Origin of the sequence: Arthrobacter phoenicis (assembly GCF_047238215.1) — a bacterium.
Taxonomy (GTDB): Bacteria; Actinomycetota; Actinomycetes; order Actinomycetales; family Micrococcaceae; genus Arthrobacter.
Window position 1 is genome coordinate 3,125,743 of the sequence record NZ_JBDFMK010000001.1, and the last position, 23,945, is coordinate 3,149,687.

18 protein-coding genes and 2 tRNA genes are annotated in these 23,945 nt (G+C 69.3%); 17 read left to right on the forward strand and 3 right to left on the reverse strand.

Going from position 1 to position 23,945, the window contains the following annotated elements; translation table 11 throughout:
* Positions 1-93: 93 nt before the first annotated feature.
* The 13 genes from ABC337_RS14680 (at position 94) to ABC337_RS14740 (ending at position 17,005) form a co-directional block, all read left to right on the forward strand.
* Entirely contained in the window at positions 94-1,995 is a 1,902-nt protein-coding gene (locus ABC337_RS14680; protein WP_412883352.1) for an acetolactate synthase large subunit, read from the forward strand.
* A gap of 2 nt (positions 1,996-1,997) precedes the next feature.
* The gene (ilvN, locus tag ABC337_RS14685; protein ID WP_290257479.1) at positions 1,998-2,510 is read left to right on the forward strand and encodes an acetolactate synthase small subunit; all 513 of its coding nucleotides are present in this window, start codon (positions 1,998-2,000) and stop codon (positions 2,508-2,510) included.
* A 79-nt stretch (positions 2,511-2,589) separates the two neighbouring features.
* Positions 2,590-3,615, forward strand: a complete 1,026-nt coding sequence (ilvC, locus tag ABC337_RS14690) for a ketol-acid reductoisomerase (protein WP_290257480.1) — start codon at positions 2,590-2,592, stop codon at positions 3,613-3,615.
* Between the two features lie 137 nt (positions 3,616-3,752).
* Positions 3,753-5,348, forward strand: coding sequence for a phosphoglycerate dehydrogenase (serA, locus tag ABC337_RS14695; RefSeq protein ID WP_364134893.1), 1,596 nt, complete (start codon positions 3,753-3,755; stop codon positions 5,346-5,348).
* Between the two features lie 216 nt (positions 5,349-5,564).
* Positions 5,565-8,354: an ABC transporter permease gene (locus ABC337_RS14700; protein ID WP_412883351.1), complete on the forward strand. Its 2,790-nt coding sequence runs from the start codon at positions 5,565-5,567 to the stop codon at positions 8,352-8,354.
* Positions 8,351-9,121 (forward strand): ABC transporter ATP-binding protein, encoded by a 771-nt coding sequence (locus tag ABC337_RS14705; protein WP_377970056.1) that lies wholly within the window; start codon positions 8,351-8,353, stop codon positions 9,119-9,121. Before ABC337_RS14700 ends, ABC337_RS14705 begins: the two co-directional genes overlap by 4 nt.
* 9 nt (positions 9,122-9,130) lie before the next feature.
* Complete coding sequence (metG, locus tag ABC337_RS14710) at positions 9,131-10,690, forward strand: methionine--tRNA ligase (protein WP_412883350.1); 1,560 nt, start codon at positions 9,131-9,133, stop codon at positions 10,688-10,690.
* Positions 10,691-10,793: 103 nt separating this feature from the next.
* Positions 10,794-11,846: a 3-isopropylmalate dehydrogenase gene (locus tag ABC337_RS14715; protein WP_412883349.1), complete on the forward strand. Its 1,053-nt coding sequence runs from the start codon at positions 10,794-10,796 to the stop codon at positions 11,844-11,846.
* Positions 11,847-11,942: 96 nt separating this feature from the next.
* Positions 11,943-13,055, forward strand: coding sequence for a branched-chain amino acid aminotransferase (locus ABC337_RS14720; RefSeq protein WP_412883348.1), 1,113 nt, complete (start codon positions 11,943-11,945; stop codon positions 13,053-13,055).
* A gap of 47 nt (positions 13,056-13,102) precedes the next feature.
* The gene (locus tag ABC337_RS14725; RefSeq protein WP_412893247.1) at positions 13,103-13,888 is read left to right on the forward strand and encodes an MBL fold metallo-hydrolase; all 786 of its coding nucleotides are present in this window, start codon (positions 13,103-13,105) and stop codon (positions 13,886-13,888) included.
* 10 nt (positions 13,889-13,898) lie between these two features.
* A complete protein-coding gene (locus tag ABC337_RS14730) occupies positions 13,899-14,675 on the forward strand; it encodes a fumarylacetoacetate hydrolase family protein (protein ID WP_290257489.1) in 777 nt (258 codons plus the stop codon).
* A gap of 33 nt (positions 14,676-14,708) precedes the next feature.
* A complete protein-coding gene (gene gltX / locus ABC337_RS14735) occupies positions 14,709-16,256 on the forward strand; it encodes a glutamate--tRNA ligase (protein ID WP_412883346.1) in 1,548 nt (515 codons plus the stop codon).
* A gap of 2 nt (positions 16,257-16,258) precedes the next feature.
* A complete protein-coding gene (locus ABC337_RS14740) occupies positions 16,259-17,005 on the forward strand; it encodes an HAD family hydrolase (protein WP_412884909.1) in 747 nt (248 codons plus the stop codon).
* A 44-nt stretch (positions 17,006-17,049) separates the two neighbouring features.
* Here ABC337_RS14740 and ABC337_RS14745 read toward each other — a convergent pair whose 3' ends face one another.
* Positions 17,050-18,480, reverse strand: a complete 1,431-nt coding sequence (locus tag ABC337_RS14745; RefSeq protein ID WP_412883345.1) for a hypothetical protein — start codon at positions 18,478-18,480, stop codon at positions 17,050-17,052.
* 344 nt (positions 18,481-18,824) lie between these two features.
* Between ABC337_RS14745 and ABC337_RS14750 the strand changes: the two genes are divergently transcribed.
* The 4 genes from ABC337_RS14750 (at position 18,825) to ABC337_RS14765 (ending at position 22,593) form a co-directional block, all read left to right on the forward strand.
* Positions 18,825-18,896, forward strand: a tRNA-Gln gene (locus ABC337_RS14750).
* A gap of 108 nt (positions 18,897-19,004) precedes the next feature.
* Positions 19,005-19,077, forward strand: a tRNA-Glu gene (locus ABC337_RS14755).
* A 109-nt stretch (positions 19,078-19,186) separates the two neighbouring features.
* Positions 19,187-20,980 (forward strand): dynamin family protein, encoded by a 1,794-nt coding sequence (locus ABC337_RS14760; protein ID WP_412883344.1) that lies wholly within the window; start codon positions 19,187-19,189, stop codon positions 20,978-20,980.
* On the forward strand, positions 20,977-22,593 hold the full coding sequence (locus tag ABC337_RS14765; protein WP_412883343.1) for a GTPase: 1,617 nt from the start codon (positions 20,977-20,979) through the stop codon (positions 22,591-22,593). Before ABC337_RS14760 ends, ABC337_RS14765 begins: the two co-directional genes overlap by 4 nt.
* Here ABC337_RS14765 and ABC337_RS14770 read toward each other — a convergent pair.
* Together ABC337_RS14770 and ABC337_RS14775 are read right to left on the reverse strand one after the other, a co-directional pair.
* Positions 22,590-23,141 (reverse strand): DUF1697 domain-containing protein, encoded by a 552-nt coding sequence (locus ABC337_RS14770; protein ID WP_412883342.1) that lies wholly within the window; start codon positions 23,139-23,141, stop codon positions 22,590-22,592. The genes ABC337_RS14765 and ABC337_RS14770 overlap by 4 nt on opposite strands.
* Positions 23,142-23,184: 43 nt before the next feature.
* Positions 23,185-23,904 (reverse strand): IclR family transcriptional regulator, encoded by a 720-nt coding sequence (locus ABC337_RS14775; RefSeq protein ID WP_412883341.1) that lies wholly within the window; start codon positions 23,902-23,904, stop codon positions 23,185-23,187.
* Positions 23,905-23,945 lie beyond the last annotated feature (41 nt).

Genomic DNA, 23,945 nt, shown 5'->3' on the forward strand with positions numbered 1-23,945 from the left:
GCTGAGGGGTTTTTTTATTTCCGCTCCACCCGTACCGCCAGCACCACACGATCACTGTAGATCCACCCGAAGATCCACCTAAGGAAGAGTCCGATGAGCAAAGGATCGCCGATCAGCCCCTCGCTGATGGCTACGAAGTCCGCTGGAGCGCACAAAGCTCCGGAACGCGTCGAACGACCGGCCGACACCGCCGTCGTCGAGCATGCTGCTGCCTCTCCCGTCCTTGGGCCGAACAACGTCGTACCCCCGACGGTGATGACCGGCTCGCAAGCAATCGTCCGCGCACTCGAAGAACTCGGCGTCGAGGACATTTTCGGTTTGCCCGGTGGCGCGATCCTGCCCACCTATGACCCCTTGATGGCCTCCAGGATGAATCACGTCCTGGTCCGTCACGAACAGGGAGCCGGCCACGCCGCGCAAGGCTATGCCATGGTCACCGGACGGGTGGGCGTCTGCATCGCCACCTCCGGCCCCGGTGCCACCAACCTCGTCACCGCCATCATGGATGCCCACATGGACTCCGTGCCGATGGTGGCCATCACCGGCCAGGTCTCCAGCGGAGTCATCGGCACCGATGCCTTCCAGGAAGCCGACATTGTCGGCATCACCATGCCGATCACCAAGCACTCGTTCCTGGTCACCGACGCCAACGACATCCCGCACGTGATGGCGGAGGCGTTCCACCTCGCCTCGACCGGCCGCCCCGGCCCGGTCCTGGTGGACGTGGCCAAGGACGCCCAGCAGTCCGAGATGACCTTCTCCTGGCCGCCGAAGATCGACCTGCCCGGCTACCGCCCGGTGCTCCGCGGCCACAGCAAGCAGGTCCGGGAGGCTGCCCGGCTGATCGCGGCCGCCAAGAAGCCGGTCCTGTACGTCGGCGGCGGTGTGGTCAAGGCCCACGCCTCTGCGGAGCTGCGGGAACTGGCCGAGCTCTCCGGCGCCCCCGTGGTCACCACCCTGATGGCCCGCGGCGTTTTCCCCGACTCCCACCCGCAGCACGTCGGCATGCCCGGCATGCACGGCACGGTCTCGGCCGTCACGGCCCTGCAGCAGTCGGATCTGCTGATCACCCTCGGTGCCCGCTTCGATGACAGGGTCACCGGCATCCTCTCCTCCTTCGCGCCGCACGCGAAGGTGATCCACGCGGACATCGACCCCGCGGAGATCTCCAAGAACCGCGCTGCGGACGTGCCGATCGTGGGTTCGGTCAAGGAGATCATCCCCGAACTGAGCGAGGCACTGCGGCTGCAGTTCGAGGCCGGCGGCACCCCGGACCTGGCCAACTGGTGGGCCTTCCTGAACAACCTCAAGGAGACCTACCCGCTCGGCTGGACCGAACCCGAGGACGGCCTGACCGCCCCGCAGCGGGTCATCGAGCGGATCGGTGCCCTGACCGGCCCCGAGGGCGTCTACGTCGCCGGCGTGGGCCAGCACCAGATGTGGGCCTCGCAGTTCATCAAGTACGAGCGCCCGCACGCCTGGCTGAACTCCGGCGGCGCCGGCACCATGGGCTACGCCGTGCCCGCGGCGATGGGCGCCAAGGTGGGCAACCCGGACCGCGTGGTCTGGGCGATCGACGGCGACGGCTGCTTCCAGATGACCAATCAGGAACTGGCCACCTGCGCGATCAACAACATCCCGATCAAGGTCGCCGTCATCAACAACTCCTCCCTGGGCATGGTCCGCCAGTGGCAGACCCTGTTCTACGAGGGCCGCTACTCCAACACGGACCTCAACACCGGCCACGACACCGTCCGCATCCCGGACTTCGTCAAGCTCGCCGACGCCTACGGCTGCGCGGCCCTGCGATGCGAACGCGACGAGGACATCGACGCGACCATCCAGAAGGCCCTCGAAATCAACGACCGTCCCGTGGTGATCGACTTCGTCGTCAGCCCCAACTCCATGGTCTGGCCGATGGTGCCCGCCGGAGTGAGCAACGACCAGATCCAGGTTGCCCGGAACATGACCCCGGACTGGGAAGAAGAGGACTGATCATGACCCGCCACACACTCTCCGTCCTGGTCGAGGACAAGCCCGGCGTGCTGACCCGCGTGGCCAGCCTCTTCGCCCGGCGCGCCTTCAACATCAACTCCCTGGCCGTCGGCCCGACCGAGGTCGCCGGCATCTCCCGGATGACCGTCGTCGTCGACGCCGACGGCGAGCTGATCGAGCAGGTCACCAAGCAGCTGAATAAGCTGGTCAACGTGATCAAGATCGTCGAGCTCACCCCAGAATCTTCCGTACAGCGCGACCACATCCTGGTCAAGGTACGGGCGGACGCCGCAACCCGGCTGCAGGTAACCCAGGCAGCCGACCTCTTCCGCGCATCGGTGGTCGACGTCTCCACAGAGTCGGTCGTCATCGAGGCCACCGGCCACCCCGACAAGCTCACGGCACTGCTCTCGGTGCTGGAGCCCTTTGGCATCCGCGAAATCGTGCAGTCCGGCACCCTGGCCGTCGGCCGCGGGTCCCGCTCGATGAGCGACCGGGCCCTGCGCTCCGCGTAGGCCGCGCCGCACCTGCAGCACGGCGCCACACGAATTCACAGACAACACCCCACGAATCCATTAATAAGGAGACACCCCAGTGACTGAAATGTTTTACGACGACGACGCCGACCTGTCGATCATCCAGGGCCGCACCGTCGCCGTGATCGGTTACGGATCCCAGGGCCACGCCCACGCCCTCAGCCTGCGCGATTCCGGTGTTGACGTCCGCGTCGGACTCAAGGAAGGGTCGAAGTCCCGCGCCAAGGCCGAGGCGGAGGGCCTGCGCGTCCTGAACGTCGCCGACGCCGTCGCCGAGGCCGACCTGATCATGGTCCTCACCCCGGACCAGGTCCAGCGCCACGTCTACGCCGAGGACATTGCCCCGAACCTGCAGGCCGGCGACGCCCTGTTCTTCGGCCACGGCTTCAACATCCGCTACGGCTACATCCAGCCGCCGGCCGACGTCGACGTCGCCCTGGTCGCCCCCAAGGGCCCGGGCCACATCGTCCGCCGCGAATTCGAGGCCGGCCGCGGCGTGCCGGACCTGATCGCCGTCGAGCAGAACCCGTCCGGCAAGGCCAAGGAACTGGCCCTGTCCTACGCCAAGGCCATCGGCGGCACCCGCGCCGGCGTCATCGAGACCACCTTCACCGAAGAGACCGAAACCGACCTCTTCGGCGAGCAGGCGGTCCTATGCGGCGGCGCCTCGCAGCTGATCATGTACGGCTTCGAGACCCTGACCGAGGCCGGCTACAAGCCCGAGGTCGCCTACTTCGAGGTGCTGCACGAGCTCAAGCTGATCGTCGACCTGATGGTCGAGGGCGGCATCGCCAAGCAGCGCTGGAGCGTCTCCGACACCGCCGAGTACGGCGACTACGTCTCCGGCCCGCGGGTCATCACCCCCGAGGTGAAGGAGAACATGAAGGCCGTCCTCAAGGACATCCAGGACGGCACCTTCGCCAAGCGCTTCATCGACGACCAGGACGCCGGCGCACCGGAGTTCAAGGCCCTTCGCAAGAAGGGTGAGGACCACCCGATCGAGGCCACCGGCCGGGAACTGCGCAAGCTCTTCTCCTGGATCAAGAACGAAGACGACTACACCGAAGGATCAGTCGCCCGCTAGGGAACTGACCGGCAGGGGGAGCCGGACACCCAGACGGGGGTCCGGCTTTCCCTGTGTTTACCCGCACCATCTGTTTACCCGCGCCATCGATTCACCAAAATCCCCACCTGAAAATAAGAGAGCTAAAGAGGTCACCGGTGACAAGCACCAAACCTGTCGTACTCCTCGCCGAGGAACTTTCGCCCGCCACAGTCGAGGCCCTCGGCCCGGACTTCGAGATCCGCCAGACCGACGGCGCCGACCGTTCCCAGCTGCTCTCGGCGATCGCCGACGTGGACGCGATCCTGATCCGCTCGGCCACCCAGGTCGACGCTGAGGCCATCGCCGCGGCGAAGAACCTCAAGGTCATCGCCCGCGCCGGCGTCGGACTCGACAATGTGGACATCAAGGCCGCCACCCAGGCCGGCGTCATGGTGGTCAACGCCCCGACGTCGAACATCGTCTCCGCCGCGGAACTGACCGTCGGCCACATCCTGAGCCTGGCCCGGCACATCCCACAGGCCTCCGCGGCGCTCAAGAACGGCGAGTGGAAGCGCTCCAAGTACACCGGTACCGAACTGTTCGAGAAGAAGATCGGCATCATCGGCCTCGGCCGCATCGGCGCCCTGGTCGCGGCCCGGCTGAAGGGCTTCGACACCAAGATCCTCGCCTACGACCCCTACATCACCTCCGCCCGGGCCGCCCAGCTCGGCGTGCAGCTGGTGACCCTGGACGAGCTGCTGGCCCAGTCCGACTTCATCACCATCCACATGCCCAAGACCCCGGAAACAGTCGGCATGCTTGGCGCCGACGCGTTCCGGAAGATGAAGCCCACCGCGTACGTCGTCAACGTCGCCCGCGGCGGCCTGGTGGACGAGGAAGCCCTCTACACCGCGCTGGAGTCCGGCGAGATCGCCGGCGCGGGCGTCGACGTGTTCGTCAAGGAACCCAGCACCGACCTGCCGTTCTTCAAGCTCGACAACGTGGTGGTCACCCCGCACCTGGGCGCCTCCACCGACGAGGCCCAGGAGAAGGCCGGCGTCTCGGTGGCCAAGTCTGTCCGCCAGGCCCTGGCCGGCGAGCTGGTCCCGGACGCCGTGAACGTCGCCGGCGGCGTGATCGCCCCCGACGTGCGCCCGGGCATCCCGCTGATCGAGAAGCTCGGCCGGATCTTCACGGCCATGACCCACGCGTCGCTGACCCAGTTCGACGTCGAGGTCGCCGGCGAGATCTCCGAATTGGACGTCAAGGTCCTCGAGCTCGCCGCGCTCAAGGGCATCTTCGCCGACGTCGTGACCGAGCAGGTCTCCTACGTCAACGCCCCGGTGATCGCCGAGCAGCGCGGCATCAACGTCCGGCTGATCACCACCCCGGACACCGAGTCCTACCGCAACGTCCTGACCCTGCGCGGGGCGCTCAGCGACGGCAGCCAGATCTCCGTGGCCGGCACCCTGACCGGGCCCAAGCAGATCGAGAAGCTGGTCGGCATCAACGGCTTCGAGGTCGAAATCCCGATCAGCGAGCACCTCGTGGTGGTCGCCTATTCTGACCGCCCCGGCGTGATCGGCACCATCGGCCACATCCTCGGCATGAACAACATCAACATCGCCGGCATGCAGGTGGCCCGGCAGGCCGAGGGCGGCCAGGTGCTCGCGCTGCTGACCATCGACAGCTCCGTGCCGCAGCAGGTTCTCGACGCCATCAAGGCCGGCATCGGCGCCGAGATGGTGCGCGAAGTGGACCTCGAGGACTAAGCACACTTACTGGTTTGCCTGCGGCGGCGCGTCCGCCGCAGGCGTCCGGGAACCACCGGCCGGTCTGCGTACAATAGCTACGTCCGATTCCAGGATGTGGCCGGCAGACCGGCCTTTACTTTTGCACGCCCGGCAGGGGAAGCCTTCTCATCCGCGCCGAGAACCCGCGGACAACGAACAGCGGCGTGTGCACGCAATCCAGCTTTCAGGAGCCCAATGAACGCCGTCCAAAGGTTCATCAGAAGCAGAGTGCTTTTGTTGACCGCGTCCATTTTGATCGTCGCCATGTGCCTGTCCGTCCTCGTGCAGGGACAGTCCCAGGCGGCGCTCAACCGCACCGTCGACCAGAACTCGCGCGGCCTCTACGACATCCTGGTCCAGGCCAAGGCCAGCTCGTCCGGGGCGCTGATGCAGCCGGACATCGCCTCCGGCCAGGGCGGCATCGGCTTCGACCAGCTGGACGCCATTCGGAAGCTCTCCGGCACTTCTGTCGCCGCGCCGATCAGCCTGGTCTCGCGGGTCTCGCAGAACCTGGAGGCTCCCCGCCTCGACGCCACCGACTACCTGGGCTACAACGCCGGCCTCGCCGGCACCGCCGGTGACCCTACCGCCACGGATCCCTCCAAGTGGCCCGCCGCGCAGTCCGTCCTCAGCGACACTCCTAAGAAGTACCGCCTGACCGCCAGTGCCGTCAGCTCCAACGGCTCCAGCGAGCAGACGCTGTTCAAGACCACCGCCGAGGGCACCCTCGGCAAGGGCAAGCTGGTCGAGGAACAGGTCGCCGGCGGCAAGAACGTCCGCATCGCGGGCCCGGCGGGGGAGAGCGGTATCAAGTTCCCGGCCCCGGCCGGCGGCTCCGAGCACACCCTCTTCAACCTCTCCGTGGCGCTGCCCCTGGCGCCGCAGGTCACCGAGTCCGTGGTCGCCGTCGACCCCGTCGCCGAGCGCGCCCTGCTGGGCGGTGCCGGCGACTTCCTGGCACCCCTGGAGAAGGCCCCGCCCGCTGACGCCCGCGACGCCGGAGCGATCGGCCGCCACTTCGAGAGCCTCTTCACCAGCGGCATCACCATGGACCAGCTCAAGGAAGGCCCGGACTTCCTGGGCGTGAAGCTCAAGTACTGGGCGCCGCTGATGACCCAGTACCAGCAGGCCAAGAACGCCGGCCAGCTCACCGCCGACTCGCAGGCCATCCCGCTGATCGTCCGCTCCGGCACCTCCCTGGACCTGAAGTACTCGGTCAAGATCGAGGAAATCGACAACGCCGGCAACGTCACCAAGGACGTCGGCACCGTCACCCGGTCGCTGGACAAGGACTACCTGCCGTTCGTCTCGAAGGCCCCGTTCGACCTGGCCTGGCCCGGCTCCAAGGACCTCAGCTCCCTGATGGGGGACACCGGCGGCTTCGGCCAGGGCCTCTACAACCCCGCCATCTGGAGCACCGACTTCGCCGCAGCGCCGAAGTACAAAGACGGCCAGACCGCCGGCAACGGCGCCGTCGAAAAGTCCGCCGTCCCCGGCGAATGGGTCACCGTCAACCGGCTCCCCGAGAAGGGCGCCAACGGTGCCGCCGTCGACCAGACCCAGCGCACCCCGGTGGACGAGCGCTCCTACCGGGAGAACCTGCAGACCGGCAAGAAGCCGGCCACGCCGCTGCCCATGGTCTACGGCACCTTCGACCCGGCCAAGGTCCAGGAGGCCGCCGGCGACGTCAACCGCCTCCCCCTGGGCGGCTACGACCCGACGCCTATGACCCTGACCAAGGACGCCTCCGGCAAGGACACCACCCCCACCGCGCTGAAGCCCTCGCTCAGCGCCACGGGCCTGGTCAGTCAGTCCGCCGGCGCCATCACCGACTACTACGGCCTGGCCGCCGCCCGCGGCTACGACAAGAACGCCTCCGTCATCGACGCCGTGCGGGTCCGCGCCAAGGTCGACGGCACCTGGAAGCAGGCGCAGCCCGAGGTCGAGAAGCTCGCCAACCAGATCCGCGACATGGGCCTGGAAGCCACCGTGGTGGCAGGTTCCGCCCGCGAGGACGCCAGCATCTTCGTGCCCGGCTACTCCAAGGACGACGCCGGCAAGGAATCCCCGCTGGGCACCGTCACGCAGTCATGGGTGCGGCAGAACGCGGCCGACGCCGTGTCCGGCTCGCTCTCGGGCACCAACCTCACCCTGCTGTTCCTGACCCTCTGCGGGGCCGCCTTGCTGACCGGTGCCTCCACCGTGAGCTACGTCCGCAAGCGCCGCCGTGAGGCCGGAACCCTGCGCGCCATGGGCTGGACCCAGCGCCGGATCCGCACCTGGGTGCTGGCCGAGTTCGGGGTCGGCGCCGCGGCGCTGGCCGCCGCCGGGATCATCCTGAGCCTGGTCAGCTGGAACCCGGCCACCGCGATCGTCTCCGCCTCGGTCCTGGTGCTCTACTGCGCCGCGGCCTTCTTCGCGGCCCAGCAGCTGCGCCACCGCGAGGTGATCGACCAGGAACCGCAGCATGACGAGCGGCTCATCCCGGTCGACTCCCCGCTGACCTTTGCCAGCCGGCAGCTGAGCACCAACAAGTTCAACACCGGCTCCCTGGCGGTCGCCGTCGGCGTCTTCGGCGCCGCGGTGGGCGGCCTCGCCGCCCTGCTGATCGACATCCCGCGCGCCGCCGGCGCCAGCGCCCTCAGCGGCGTGGCCGCCGCCAGCATCGCCCTGCCCAGCATCATCCTGGGCATCTCCGGGGTGGCGGTGGGCCTGCTGCTGACCATGGTCACCGGCCGGTTCGAGCTCGCCGCCAAGCGCCAGTACCTGGGCACGCTGCAGGCGATGGGCTGGAACCCGGACATGCTGGGCCAGGTCCGCTTCTTCGAAAATGCCATGGTGGGAACCATCGCCCTGCCCCTGGGCGTCCTCGGTGCCCTGGGCGTGGGACTCATCCTTGCCCCCTACGCCGCACTCTGGGCCGCCGTCGCCGGCCTGGTCGCGGTCCTCTGCTGGATCCCGATTGCAACGAAAGTAGTCCAATGACCAACGAGCTGAACCTTGACCGGGAAGCACACGACCGGATGACCACCAGCACCCGCCGTGCGGCGGCGCAGAAGACCCGCGCCAACACGATCGTGCGGCCAACGGACCACGCCACGCCGTTGGAGCTGAGCAACATCACCATCCACTACGGCGGCGGCAAGAACGGCGCCGAGGCCGTCAACGTCGTTGATGACTTCAACATGACGCTGCACGCCGGCGAGATGCACTGCGTCGCCGGCCGCTCCGGCTCCGGCAAGACCAGCATCCTCACCGTCGGCGCGGGCCTGACCCTGCCGACGTCGGGCCGGGTGTTCTGGGAGGGCGACTCGCTGGAGACCATGGGCGACGACGAGATCGCGGACCGCCGCCGCGCCCTGATCGGCTACGTGGACCAGGGCGGCGCCCTGATCGACGGCATGAGCGCGCTGGAGAACGTGCTGCTGCCCGCCGTCCCCGACGGCGAGGTCGAACAGCGCCGCGACATGGCCAAGGACCTCCTGGACCTGGTGGGCCTGGGCCGGCGCATGCGCCACCGCCCCGCCCAGCTCTCCGGCGGTGAACGCCAGCGCGTGGCGATCGCCCGTGCGCTGATCCTGGGCACCCGCGTGCTCGTGGTGGACGAACCCACCGCCAGCCTGGACCGGGCCTCGGCCAACCGCATCATCAGCATCCTCAAGGACACCACCTCGGACGGCATCGCCGTGCTGGTCGCTTCACATGACCACGAACTTGTCCGCCAGAGCGATACCCTCACCGAACTGATTTAGGTTTAACCCGTGACGCCTTCCGAAAAGCCCCCGTTCTACATCACCACCGCCATCACCTACCCGAACGGCGTGCCGCACATCGGCCACGCCTACGAATACATCGCCACCGATGCGATGGCACGCTTCAAGCGACTGGACGGCTACGACGTCTTCTTCCTCACCGGGACCGACGAGCACGGCATGAAGATCGCCCAGACGGCCGAGAAGGAAGGCATCCCGCCCAAGGAACTGGTCGACCGGAACGCGGAGATCTACCAGGCCGCCCACGCGGCCCTCGACATCTCCTACGACCGCTTCATCCGGACCACGGACGCCGACCACTACGCCGCATCGCAGGCCATCTGGAAGACGATGGAAGCGAACGGGGACATCTACCTGTCCAACTACGAGGGCTGGTATTCGGTCCGCGACGAGGCCTACTACGGCGAAGACGAGACCGTGGTCAAGGACGACGGCCTCCGCTACTCGCGGGAGACGGACACCGAGGTCACCTGGACCGCCGAGGAGAGCTACTTCTTCCGGCTCTCGGCCTACCAGGACAAGCTGCTGGCTCTGTACGAGGCGCACCCCGAGTTCGGTGCACCCCAGTCACGGTTCAACGAGGTCATCAGCTTCGTCAAGCGCGGCCTGGAGGACCTCTCCATCAGCCGGACCACCTTCGACTGGGGCGTCCCCGTCCCCGGCAGCGACGGGCACGTCATGTACGTGTGGGTGGACGCGCTCACCAACTACCTCACCGGCGTCGGCTACCCGGACCTCGACTCCGACTCCTTCAAGAAGTACTGGCCGGCCGACGTGCACGTGATCGGCAAGGACATCTCCCGGTTCCACGCCATCTACTGGCCGGCATTCCTGATGTCCGCAGGGCTGGAGCTGCCCAAGCGCATCATGATCCACGGCTTCCTGCACAACAACGGCGTCAAGATGTCCAAGTCGCTCGGCAACGTGGTGGCGCCGGCGGACTTCGTCGCGCAGTACGGCCTCGACCAGGTGCGTTACTTCTTCCTGCGGGAGGTCCCTTTCGGGGCCGACGGCAACTACAACCACGAGGCGATCGTGGGCCGGATGAACGCGGACCTGGCCAACAACTTCGGCAACCTCGCCCAGCGGTCCCTGTCCATGGTCGCCAAGAACTGCGAGGGCAAGGTCCCCGTCCCGGCCGCCTTCAGCGCCGACGACGACGCCCTGCTGGGACAGGCCCGGGGCCTGCTCGACGCTGCCCGCGCCGCGTTCGAGAAGCAGGAGTTCAGCCGTGCGCTGGAGGCCATCTGGAACGTCCTCGGCGACACCAACGCCTACTTCGCCGAACAGGCACCGTGGGTGCTGCGGAAGACCGACGTCGAACGGATGAACACGGTCCTCTACGTCACCCTCGAGGTGCTGCGGAACGTCGCCATCCTGGCGCAGCCGGTGATGCCGACGGCGGCCGGCGCCATCCTGGACAGCCTCGGCCAGCCCGAGGGGGAGGCCCGCAGCTTCGCCGCGCTGGCCACGCCGATCGAGTCCGGCACCGCCCTGCCCGCCCCGGCCCCGGTCTTCCCGAAGTACGAGGAGCCTGCGGAGGCCTGAGCCACCCGGCCCGAACTCCACGAACACCCCGGCAGGCCGCCGGGGGTGTTCGTATTTTGAGACGGATTGACCAGCATGCGGATGCCCTCACTACCCTGAAGGTATGAGCGAATCCACGATCGACCTGGCCGTTATCCCCGGCGATGGCATCGGCCCCGAGGTCGTAGCCGAAGCCCTCAAGGTGCTCGAGAAGGCCGCCGCGGCCGAGGGCATCGTGTTGCAGCAGACCCACTACGAGTTGGGCGCCGCGCACTGGCTGGCCACGGGGGAGACCCTGCCCGAGGAGACGCTGGCCGACCTGCGCGGCCGCGACGCCATCCTCTTCGGCGCCGTCGGCGCCGCACCCGGGGACACCCGGATTCCCTCCGGCATCATCGAGCGCGAACTGTTGCTTAAGCTCCGCTTCAGCCTGGACCACTATGTGAACCTGCGCCCCTCCAAGCTGTACGCCGGCGTCGGCAGCCCGCTGGCCAACCCCGGCGAGGTCGACTTCATCGTGGTCCGCGAGGGCACCGAGGGCCCCTACGTCGGCAACGGCGGCACCCTGCGTAGCGGCACCCCGCACGAGGTCGCCACCGAGGTCTCGCTGAACACCGCCCACGGTGTCGAGCGCGTGGTCCGTGACGCCTTCCGCCGCGCCAACGAGCGCCCGCGCAAGAAGCTGACCCTGGTGCACAAGCACAACGTGCTGGTCTACGCAGGCCACCTCTGGAAGCGCACCGTGGAGGCCGTCGCCCAGGAGTTCCCCGAGGTCAGCCACGACTACCTGCACGTGGACGCCGCCACCATCTTCATGGTTACGGACCCGGCCCGCTTCGACGTGATCGTCACGGACAACCTCTTCGGCGACATCCTCACCGACCTCGCCGCGGCCATCACCGGCGGCATCGGCCTGGCCGCGTCCGGCAACATCAACATGGACCGCACCGCGCCGTCGATGTTCGAACCCGTCCACGGCTCCGCCCCGGACATCGCCGGCCAGCAGAAGGCCGACCCGAGCGCCGCGATCCTCTCCGCCGCCCTGCTGCTGGACCACCTCGGCTACGGCGCGGCCGCGCGGCGGATCGAGGCGGCCGTGACCGCCGACGTCGAGGCCCGCGACGGGAGCTTCCGCAGCACGGCGGCGATCGGCGACGCCATCGCGGCCGCCCTCTGACGCCCGGGCGTAAGCTAGTTTCGACTCACCAATTTGCTGCCGTGGTCCGAGGATGAACCACGTTCACACCGCCAGGCAGCCGACCATGGAGGAACCATGACCCAGACTGCCCATGGCGTCGAATTCGCGCAGCGGCTCTCGGCGACCCCGAAGTCCGCGGAAGAGCGCGCAGCCATCCTGGCGAACCCGGGATTCGGCGACTACTTCACCGACCACACCGCGATCGTCGACTACAGCGTCGACGCCGAGGGCAAGGGCGGCTGGCACGACGCCCGCATCGAACCCTACGGTCCGATCATGCTGGACCCCTCCGCCGCGGTCCTGCACTACGGCCAGGAGATCTTCGAGGGCCTCAAGGCCTACCGCCACGCCGACGGCTCCGTCTGGACGTTCCGGCCCGAGGCCAACGCCGCCCGGCTGAACAAGTCCGCCCGCCGGCTCGCCCTGCCGGAACTGCCCGAGGAATACTTCCTCGCCGCCATCCGCGAGCTGGTTTCCGTCGACCGTGACTGGGTCCCCAGCGGCGACGGCGAAGCCCTCTACCTGCGGCCGTTCATGATCGCCACCGAGGCCTTCCTGGGCGTCCGGGCCGCCCGCGAGGTCTCCTTCCGCGTCATCGCCTCCCCGGCCGGCAACTACTTCGGCGGCGAGCTCAAGCCCGTCTCCATCTGGATCTCCCGCGAATACGCCCGCGCCGGCCGCGGCGGTACCGGTGCCGCCAAGTGCGGCGGCAACTACGCCGCGTCGCTGATCGCCCAGCAGGAGGCCGAGGCCAACGGCTGCAAGCAGGTGCTCTTCCTGGACCAGTTCAACGACAACGCCGTCGAGGAGCTCGGCGGCATGAACGTCTTCTTCGTGATGAAGGACGGCTCCCTGGTCACCCCGGCGCTCTCCGGCACCATCCTCGAGGGCGTCACCCGCTCCTCGGTCATCCAGGTGGCCCGCGACATGGGCCGCGAGGTCACCGAACGGAAGATCACCCTGGACGAATGGCGCGACGGCGTGGCCTCCGGTGAGATCGCCGAGGTCTTCGCCTGCGGCACCGCCGCCGTGATCACCCCGATCGGCGTGCTCAAGGACACCACCGAGTTCATCGGCTCCGAGGACGCCAAGGCCGGCGGGACCACCATGGCCATCCGCGAACAGCTGCTCGGCATCCAGACCGGCACGGTCGAGGACACCCACGGCTGGCTGACCCGCCTGGCGTAAGCACTCCGGCCCTGCCCTCCCGGCGGGCGCGGTGGGAAGATGGGACTGTGATCCACGACGACGTCCGGGCCCCGGTCCGGAGCACCGACCTGACCGCCTTCCATCTGGCGCCCAACCCGGGGCCGATGAGCCTGCACGGGACCAACTCGTACGTGCTCTCGGCCCCGGGGGCCTCCGCCGTCGTGGTGGTGGACCCGGGCCCGCTGGATGAGGACCACCTGGCCGCGCTCGGCCGGGCCGGGACGGTGGAGCTGATCCTGATCACCCACCGCCACGCCGACCACACGGCAGCGGCCGCCCGATTCGCTGAGTTGACCGGCGCCCCCGTGCGGGCCGCCGACCCCGCGCACTGCCACGGCGCCGAGCCGCTGGCCGACGGCGAGGTGTTGCACGCCGCCGGCGTCGAGATCCGTGTGCTGGCGACGCCGGGCCACACCTCCGACTCCGTCTGCTTCCACCTGCCCGGCGACGGCGAGCACGGTTCTGTCCTCACCGGCGACACCGTCCTTGGCGTCGGGACCACGGTGCTGGACTACCCGGACGGCCGGCTGGGGGACTACCTCGACTCGCTGGACCGGCTGGAGCGGATCGGCCCGGCGACGGTCCTGCCGGCCCACGGGCCCGTCCTCCCCGCGCTGGACACGATCGTGCGGGCGTACCGCGACCACCGCCAGGACCGGCTCTCGCAGATCCGCTCCGCCCTGGCCGAGCTCGGCGGGGACGCCGGCGTCGTGGAGGTGGCCGACGCGGTCTACGCCGCCGTCGACCCCTCCGTCCGGCCAGCCGCCGAACTGTCCGTCGCCGCGCAGCTGGACTACCTGCGCGGACGGTAGGCTAGGGCGCATGCGTATCGCCCGGTTTGTAGTTGATTCTGATCCCCTTTACGGCATCGTCGAAGGCGAGCCCGGCAGTGAGGTCATCACTGTCATCCACGGCGACCCCTTCTTCAACGGCGTCGAACGGACCTCCGTGAAGCACCAGCTGGAGGACGTCCGCCTGCTCGCGCCGATCATCCCGCGCAGCAAGGTCGTCGGCGTCGGCCGCAACTTCGTGGAACACGCCCACGAACTCGGCAACGAGGTGCCCGCCCAGCCGCTGCTGTTCCTCAAGCCCAACACCTCCGTGGTTGGCCCGAACGATCCCGTGGTTCTGCCCGAGTTCTCCGAGGAGATCTCCTTCGAAGCCGAACTGTGCGTCGTGATCGGCCGGATCTGCAAGGACGTCCCCGAGGAGCGCGTGGACGACGTCGTCTTCGGCTACACCTGCGGCAACGACCTCACCGCCCGGGACGTCCAGAAGACCGACCTGCAATGGGCCCGCGCCAAGGGCTTCGATACCTCCGCCCCGCTGGGCCCCTGGATCGAAACCGAACTGGACACCGAGGACCTGCAGATCCAGGGCCGCCTGAACGGCGAACTGCGCCAGGACGGCAATACCAACCAGATGATCCGCGGCGTCCGCGAGCTGGTCTCGATCGTCTCGCACGCCTTCACCCTGCTGCCCGGCGACGTCATCATGACCGGTACCCCCGCCGGCGTCGGCCTCGTTCAGGCCGGGGACCGCTACGAGGTGGAGATCGAGGGCATCGGACGCCTTTCCAACCCGATCGTCCGCCGCTAGCCAGTTGGGGCACGCGGTAAAGTTGGTACCACTATGACTACTCCCACCGCGCCCGACGCCGTCTCCAGCTCTGCCACCACGGACCCGAACCGTGAAGCCTCCCGCGAAGTCACCGCGGACACCCCGGTCCGGGTCCGGTTCTGCCCCTCGCCCACCGGAACCCCGCACGTCGGCCTGATCCGCACCGCCCTGTTCAACTGGGCCCACGCGAAGCACACCAAGGGCACGTTCGTCTTCCGCATCGAGGACACGGACGCGGCGCGCGACTCGGAGGAGAGCTACCAGCAGCTGCTGGAGGCGCTGAAGTGGCTCGGCATCAGCTGGGAAGAGGGCGTCGAGGTGGGCGGCCCGCACGAGCCGTACCGCCAGTCGCAGCGCCTGGACCTCTACAAGGACGTGGTGGCCAAGCTGGTCGCCGGCGGTTACGCCTACGAGTGCTACTCGTCCCCGGAGGAGGTCGAGGCACGCCACCGTGCCGCCGGCCGCGACCCGAAGCTGGGCTACGACAACTTCGACCGGAACCTCTCCGAGGAACAGCTCGCCGCGTTCCAGGCCGAGGGCCGGCAGCCGGTGTTGCGGATGCGGATGCCCGACGAGGACGTCACCTTCACCGACATGGTCCGCGGCGAGATCACCTTCAAGGCCGGCAGCATCCCGGACTACGTGATCGTCCGCGCCGACGGTTCGCCGCTCTACACCCTGGTCAACCCGGTGGACGACGCGCTGATGGGCATCACCCACGTCCTCCGTGGTGAGGACCTGCTCTCCTCCACGCCCCGCCAGGTGGTGCTGTTCCGTGCGCTGATGGAGATCGGCGTCGCCAGCTACCTGCCGGAGTTCGGCCACCTGCCCTACGTCATGGGCGAGGGCAACAAGAAGCTCTCCAAGCGCGACCCGCAGTCCAACCTCTTCCTGCTGCGCGACCGCGGCTTCATCCCCGAAGGCCTGCTGAACTACCTCTCCCTGCTGGGCTGGAGCCTCTCCGCGGACGAGGACATCTTCACCGTGGAGCAGCTGATCGAGAACTTCGACGTCCACGACGTGTTGGCCAACCCGGCCCGCTTCGACCTCAAGAAGGCCGAGGCCATCAACGGCACGCACATCCGCATGCTCGACGCCGAGGACTTCCGCGGCCGGCTGGTCCCGTACCTGCAGGCCGCCGGCTTGGTGGGGGAGACGCTCACCGCGCGCGAAGAGGAGATCCTCGCGGAGGCTGCGCCGCTGATCCAGGAGCGCATCTCGCTCCTCGGCGAAGCGCCCGAGATGCTTGCCTTCCTCTTCAAAGCCGACGACGCGGTGGACGTGGCCGACGACGCCCGCAAGGGACTCCCGGAGAACCTCACCGAGGTGCTCGACGCCGCCCTGGTCTCGCTGGAACCGCTGCAGGATTGGACCGCGGAGAGCATCCAGGCAGCCCTGAAGGAGTCGCTGGTCGAGGGCCTCGGCGTCAAGCCCCGGCTGGCGTTCGGCCCGGTCCGCACGGCCATCTCCGGCCGCCGGATCTCCCCGCCGCTGTTCGAGTCCATGGTCATCCTGGGCCGGGACTCGTCCCTGGCCCGCCTGCGCGCCTTCCGCGGCTGATGATGGATGCCGCCACGCGGGGCGGGGACCGGGCGGCCGGCGTGCTGGCGCCCGGTCTCACCGCCGTCACCGGCGTGCTCTTCGATATTGACGACACGCTGGTGGACCTGGAGTTCGCCATGACGGCGGCCCTGCGCGGCGTCAGCGAGCACCTGCTCCCGGGCCTGGACGAGGCCTCCTGGGAGAAGTTCGGGCGCATCTTCACGAAGGAAACCACGCACTACTACGATCGCTACCTGGCAGGTGAGCTGACCTTCAACGAGCAGCGCCTGCTCCGCGGCCGCGCCGCACTGGGGCACTTCGGCGTCGAACTGGCCGAGGGGGAGCAGGCCCATCACTGGGTCAGCTCCTACGCGAGCCTGCAGCACAGCTATATCCGCGCCTTTGATGACGTGGTTCCGCTGCTGGACGCCCTGGACGCCGCGGGGATTCCGTACGGTGCGGTGAGCAATAACGTCCACGACTACCAGCGGGTGAAGCTCGACGCCGCCGGGCTGGAGCGGATCGGCGTGCTGGTCGGCACCGACACCGTGGGCGTCCCGAAGCCGGACCCCGCCATCTACCTCGAGGGTGTGCGCCAGCTCGGCACCGGCCGGGCAGAGACGCTCTACGTCGGCGACAACCGGCTGCTCGACGCGGACGGCGCGACGGCGGCCGGCCTGCTGGGCGTGTGGCTTAACCGCGGAGGAGACCCCGCGCCGGAGTTCACCGGACGCGAGGTCTCCTCGCTGCTGGACCTGCTCGCCTGAGCTGATGTCCCTGGACGGGCTGGCGGGCCGGCCGGGCTGGTCCGTTAGGCCGGAGCCTGGGCGAGCCGCCGGTTCCGCAGCGCCAGGTAGGCGCCCACGGCGCCGAGCGCCAGCAGGGTCACAAGTCCCAGGGCCACGGCGACGTCGTTCTTGATCATGCTCGACGGGGACACCGCGGAGGCGCTGGAGAAGAGCGTGCCGGTTCCGGCGGCGATCTGCGCGTTGCCGTCGGCCAGCTTGTCGGCGCCGCTCGCGAGCTGCGTGGAGCCCGCGGCGAGTTTGCTGTTGCCGGTGTGGAGGTCGGAGGCGCCGGTGGCCAGTGCGGTGGACCCGTTCAGCAGGCCCGGGTTTGCCGGGTCGGCGGGATCGCCCTTGATGCCCGTGTTCAGTGCCAGGGTTCCGTCCGCGAGCCGGGAGGTGCCGTCGGTCATCTTGGCCGTGGCCTTCAGCAGGCCCGGGTGCTCCGGATCGCCGGGTACGCCGTCCATGCCCACCCGGATTTTTGAGGTGCCGTCGGCCAGCAGGCGGGTGCCCAGGACGACGCCGGGGTTGTTGGGGTCCTGGCTGTTGAGCTTGGCCGCCAGGGTGGCGAAGCCGGCGGTGAGCTTCCCGGTTCCGGCGTGCAGCTGCCCGGCGCCGGTGTTCAGCTGGGCGGCGCCGGTGCGGAGCTGCCCAGCCCCGGCCTGCAGCCGCGAGGCGCCGGCGTCCAGCCGGTGGGCGCCGTCGAGGATCTTGGCGATCTTGTCCTTGACCACGGCCAGCGGCACTGCTCCCTGGACCAAATCATTGGCGGCGGCGTTCAGCTGCTCCAGCGCCTGGGCCAGGGCAGCCGTTCCGGTTCCGGCCTCGGGGTTGTTGTTGGCGCCCCGGTAGCCCTTGAGCTGGTCGGTGCCGGCGGCGAGCTGGTCCGTGCCGGCGGCCAGTTGGCCCGTGCCGGCGGCCAGCTGGCCGGCTCCGGCGTTGAGCTGGGTAGCGCCGTCGGCCAGGTTGTTCTCCGCGTTGCCGGCGGCCGTGGGGGTCAGTGCGGCGGAGAGCTGGACCGCGCCGGCCGCCAGCTTCTGGGCGCCGTCGTCCACCTGGTAGACGCCGGGGGCGAGCTTGTTATCCACGTCGGTCTGGATCTTGACCGCGCCCTCGGAGAGCTGGGTGGCGCCCTGCTGCAGCTGGTCCGCGCCCGGGGCGAGCTTGCTTGCGATGCCTTGGTGGATCTTCTCCGCGCCGTCCGAGAGCTTGCCCGAGCCGGTATCGGCCTGGCCCGCGCCGTCGGCGAGCTTCCCCGCGCCATCCTTGAGCTGTTGGGCCCCGGCGGCGGCCTGGCCGGCACCGTCATTGAGGCGGGCGGACCCGTCGGTGATCCGACCCGTGACCAAGGTGTAGAAGCCCAGCAACGCGATCAGCAGCAGGGCCAGGACGGCAATGGCGATTTGTTGGGCCCGGTTGCGGGGCGGAGCGATGGCGACACGACTCTGTGGCACTTCTTGTTCCTCTCGACGATCTCGCCGGCAACGGCTTCGCTGCCGGCCCCGCCAGTGTGATGCAGCTAACAGCCGTCTTAGGCCGTGGGGATGCTGCTGTTCGATTGGGGGAGGGTTGGGTTACTCGTTGGTAACTTACCGAGAGTAAACTTATCGACGGCGGATTGGCAACGGTTTTTTGCAGATTGGCGGGTGGCGCATGCCGCCCGGGGCGCCTTTCGGGGCGTTCCCGCGGGGACTTCGGGCCGATTTGTGCCGGACAAAAGTCTCGGGTAAAGTAATTACTCGTGCTGAGGCGCCGGGAGCGCGGGTTTAGGCCTGCGGAACCGGTCCGAAAGTCACAATGGGATATGGTGTAATTGGCAACACTACGGTTTCTGGTACCGTCATTCTAGGTTCGAGTCCTGGTATCCCAGCTCTGAAAATCCGCGGATTTCCGCGGAAAATCGGAGTCTCCGAGTTGGTCCGACCGATTTGGAGAATGGCTGAAGATGTGAAACAATCTTCGAGCTGGAAAAGTGCAAGGCCCCATCGTATAGCGGCCTAGTACGCTGCCCTCTCACGGCGGTAACGCGGGTTCGAATCCCGCTGGGGTCACAAATTTCCCCCGGAGACCACGGTCTCCGGGGGATTTTTCTATTCCCTTTTTATGCCTGGAGCGCCGTAGCCCGGGCGTCCCGGACCGCTGACCTGCCATGATGAAGCTGTGAGCGACCACGAGAGCACCATTCCCGCCCGTGCAGGGCAGGCCGCCGCACGCCAGGCGAACGCGGTGGAGCTGCTGGAGTCCGCCCGCCGCGAGCTGGGCACCGTGATCCTGCCGTTGGACCTCCCCGGCGTGGAGGACGCCCGCCGCGACGTCCGCAACGCCGCCGCCCAACTGGATGACTACATCCTGCCCCGCTACCGCAGCCTCGACGCGCCCCTGCTCGCCGTCGTCGGCGGTTCCACCGGCGCCGGCAAGTCCACGCTGGTCAACGCCCTGGTGGGCCACCCCGTCACCCGCGCCGGGGCGATCCGCCCCACCACCCGCCAGCCCATCCTCCTGCACCACCCGGGCGACGCCGGCTGGTTCGAGGACCAGCGCGTGCTGCCCACGCTCAGCAGGATCCGCGGCACGGTCCTCGCCGGGCCGACCTTGGCGCAACCCGCGTCGGTCCCCGGCGCAGGGGAAGACGCTGCCGCAGTGACCTCGCTGGTCCTCGCAGGCGACCCGGCGGTCCCGGCCGGCGTCGCCCTCCTGGATGCCCCCGACGTCGACTCCGTCTCCGCTGAGAACCGCCGGCTCGCCGGACAGCTGCTCGCCGCGGCGGATCTCTGGATCTTCGTGACGACGGCCAACCGCTACGCCGACGCCGTGCCCTGGCGGCTGTTGCTGGACGCCGCCGCCCGCGACATCACCGTGGCCGTGGTGCTGGACCGCGTGCCGCCGGCGGCCGAGGACGAAGTGGCCGCCGACCTGCGGACAATGCTTGAGCGCCAAGGCCTGGCCTCGGCGCGGCTGTTCATCGTCCCGGAGGTGCCTCTGGACCGTGAGGGCATGCTGCCGCCGGCCACGGTGGCGCCGCTGCTTGCCTGGCTGCGCGGGATCGCGGCGGACGCCGCCGGCAGGTCCGCAATCGCCCGGCGGACCCTTAACGGCGCCATCAGGGGCCTGGCCGCCAGGTTCACCGCCGCCGCAGGCGCCGTGGCGGCGCAGCAGGAAGCGGCCCGGCAACTGGAGCAGGACGCCATGAGCGCCTACCGGGACGCCGCCGGCCGCATCCAGGAGGCCACCCGCGACGGCGCCCTGTTGCGGGGAGAGGTCCTCGCCCGGTGGCAGGACTTTGTCGGCACTGGGGAGTTCTTCCGCGTCATGGAACAGAACATCGGCCGGATGCGGGACCGCGTCGGGGCGTTCTTCCGGGGCGAACCGGCCCCGGCGGTCCGCGTTGAAACGGCCATCGAAACCGGCCTGCAGGCGGTGATCCTCGACGAAGCGGCCAACGCTGCCGAGGAGACGGACCGGCGTTGGCGCTCCGACCCGGCCGGCCGCCTCCTGCTGGGCACCGACGACCTGTCCGGCACCTCGCCGGGCTTCGCGGACGCCGTCGCGGCCGAGATCCGGGCCTGGCAAGGAAGCCTGATGGAGCTGATCCGGACCGAAGGCCAGGGCAAGCGCAGCCAGGCGCGCTGGCTGTCCTTCGGAATCAACGGCCTCGGTGCGGCGCTGATGATCGTTGTCTTCTCCATGACCGCCGGTCTCACCGGTCTGGAGATCGGCGTCGCCGGCGGGACGGCCGTGATCGGCCAACGCGTCCTGGAGGCGGTCTTCGGCGAGGACGCCGTGCGCCGGCTGGCCAGGACCGCCCGCACCGACCTGCAGGAACGCTGCCAGCGCCTCCTCGACGACGAGCGGCAGCGGTTCCTGGACCGCCTCGAGGCCGCGGCGCCGGACGCCGTCCCGGCCGAGGATTTGCGGGCGCGGGCCACCGCCCTGACAGCTCTGGCGGCCGCATGAACCGCCACGCTTCGGCCCGGGAGGCGTCGCGCCTGGACCGCCGGCTGGAAGCACTGGATGACGCGCGGCAACTGGCGGCCGGCGTGCTGCCGGACGAGACCTTGGACGGGGTCCTGCAGGTCCTGGAGCGAGCCAGCTCGCGGCGTTCCCTCTCCGCCGAACACACCGTGGTGGGCTTCTTCGGGGCCACCGGCAGCGGAAAGTCGTCGCTGTTCAATGCGGTGGGCGGCGCGGCCATCGCGACGGCGGCAGCCCGCCGCCCAACGACGTCGGAACCGCTCGCCGGGATCTGGGGCGCGGAGGGCAGCGGGGAGCTCCTGGACTGGCTGGACGTCCGTCACCGGCACGTTGCCGCGGCCGTACCCGGCTTCGCAGACGACTCCACCGGACTGATCCTGCTGGACCTTCCGGACATTGACTCAACCCGCGCCGAAAACAGGGCCATCGCGGAGCGCCTGGCCGGGCTGGTGGACGTCCTGGTCTGGGTGCTGGACCCGCAGAAATACGCTGACGCGGCGGTGCATAACGAGTTCCTCGCCCCGCTCGCCACCCACGCCGCCGTGACGCTGGTGGTCCTCAATCAGGTGGACCGGCTGCCGGAACACGACGTGCGGCCGGTCCTGGAATCCCTCCAGTCCCTGCTCCACCGCGACGGACTGGGTTCCGTGCAGGTCCTCGGAGCCTCGGCCCTCGTGGGAACCGGGGTGGACAAGGTCCGCGCCGCGATCCGCCAGGTGGCCATGCAGCGGCGCGCACTGTCCCAGCGGCTCACGGCCGACGTCGACCACGCGGCCCACCTATTGGCCGAGGCATCCGGGACCGGCGAGGCCGCCGGCGTCCGGCCCGGCAACCGGGAACGCCTGTCCCGGGAACTGGCCACGGCCGCCAACGTGCCGCTGGTGGTGGATGCCGTTGCCGCCTCCTACCGGCTGGAGGCGACGCGCCGGACCGGCTGGCCGGTGACCCGCTGGCTCGCCCGGCTCCGGCCGGACCCCCTGCGCAGGCTGAACCTTCGCCGGACCGGAGAACCGCCGCAGCTGAACCGGACCTCGCTGCCGCCCGCCGGCGCGCCGGAGCGTGCGAGGACCGACGCAGCGGTCCGGAACTTCGCCGACACCGCTTCCGACGGCGCGCCCGGGCCGTGGCGGGCTGCGATCCGCACCGCCGCCCGGGAGGGACGGGACCAGCTCCCGGACGCGCTTGACCAGGCGATCGCCGGGACCGACCTGTCCGCGGGGCGGGGCTCCTGGTGGTGGCGGCTCTTCAACGTCCTGCAGTGGCTGGGGCTGGCGGCCGCGGTTGCAGGGCTGGGCTGGCTGGGGGTACTGGCGGCGCTGGGCTACTTCCAGTTGCCGGTTCCGGAGGTTCCCCGCGTCGAGGGCTGGCCGGTGCCCACGGTGCTGGTGGCCGGGGGAGTGCTGCTCGGATTGGTGTTGGCCCTGGCGGCGCGGGCCCTTGCCGGGATCGCTGCCAGGGCGCGGGCCCGGGCCGCGCGCCGCCGGCTGGAAGCGGCGGTCGACGCCGTCGCCCGTGACGTCGTGGTGGCGCCCGTCGAGCTCGAAGCCGGCCGGCTCACCGCATTCAACGGCGCCCTAAAGGTGGCGGCGGGCTAGCCGCGCCCTCCCTGCAGGTCCGCGGAGGCGTCGCGGACCTTGATCAGGGTGCGCAGGTTGCGCGTGGTGGTGGAGGACTTGTACTTCGGCTTCGAGGAGAGCTTGCTGAACGGGCTGTCCAGGGTGCCGCCGGCCGGGGCAAGCCACGCCACCGCCTCCGGACCCAGCAGGGTAAGCTCCACGCCGTCCAATGCGGTGCCGGCGTCGTACAGTTCGGCGAGGACCCCGGCGTCGGAGGACAGCGTGACGTAGCTGTGCGTGCCGGCGTCGTCCGGCGGATAGGGGCACGCGGCCACCAGTTTCGCCAGGCGTTCGGCGGGCAGCACCACCACCCAGGCGTCGTAGCCGAAACCCTCGCGCAGGCACTCCTCGAACTCGGCCTTCACCCCGGCGGCGGGCAGGTCGCTGGTCAGGACCACGTTCCCGCTGGCCAGCAGCGTTTTCACGGAGCCGAAGGGCCGCTGCTTCAGGGCGTCCTTGAGCTCGGCCATTTTGATGGTGATGCCGCCGACATTGACCCCGCGCAGGAAGACCGCATAGCTGTTCATCCGCACAGCCTAGCGCCGGCCGCTGACACCGGGGGAGGGAGGATCAGTCGTTGGTTTTGCGCAGCGCCTCGGTCAGCGTACGGGAGGCGTTGCAGACCACCTCGGCGTGCAGGCGGCCCGGCTGGCGGGTCAGGCGTTCGATGGGTCCCGAGATCGAGACCGCCGCGATGACGCGCCCGGACGGGCCGCGCACGGGGGCAGAGACGGAGGCCACCCCGGGCTCACGTTCGCCGAGGCTCTGGGCCCAGCCCCGGCGTCGTACTCCGGCCAGGACGGTGGGCGTAAAGCGCGCGGCCTGCAGGCCCTCAAGCAGGCGGTCGTGGTCCTCCCAGGCCAGGAGCACCTGTGCGGCCGAGCCTGCCTTCATGGACAACTGGGTGCCGACCGGGATGGTGTCGCGCAGGCCGATGGGGCGTTCGGCGGAGGCGACGCAGACGCGCCAGTCGCCCTGGCGGCGGAAGATCTGGGCGCTCTCGCCCGTGGCGTCGCGCAACTGCATCAGGACCGGGCCGGCGGAGGCGATCAACCGGTCCTCGCCGGCGGCGGAGGCCAGTTCCACCAGGCGGCTGCCGAGGACGAAGCGGCCCTGGATGTCGCGGCTGACCAACCGGTGATGGACCAAGGCCAGCGCCAACCGGTGCACGGTGGGGCGGGCCAGCCCGGTGGCCGCGACCAGCTGGGCCAGGGTGGTGGGCCCGGCCTCGAGGGCGTCGAGTACGTGTGCCGCTTTATCGATGACGCCAACGCCACTAGAGTTGTCCATGTAATGATATTGCCGTCTCAATATCTGAGATGCAAATCATT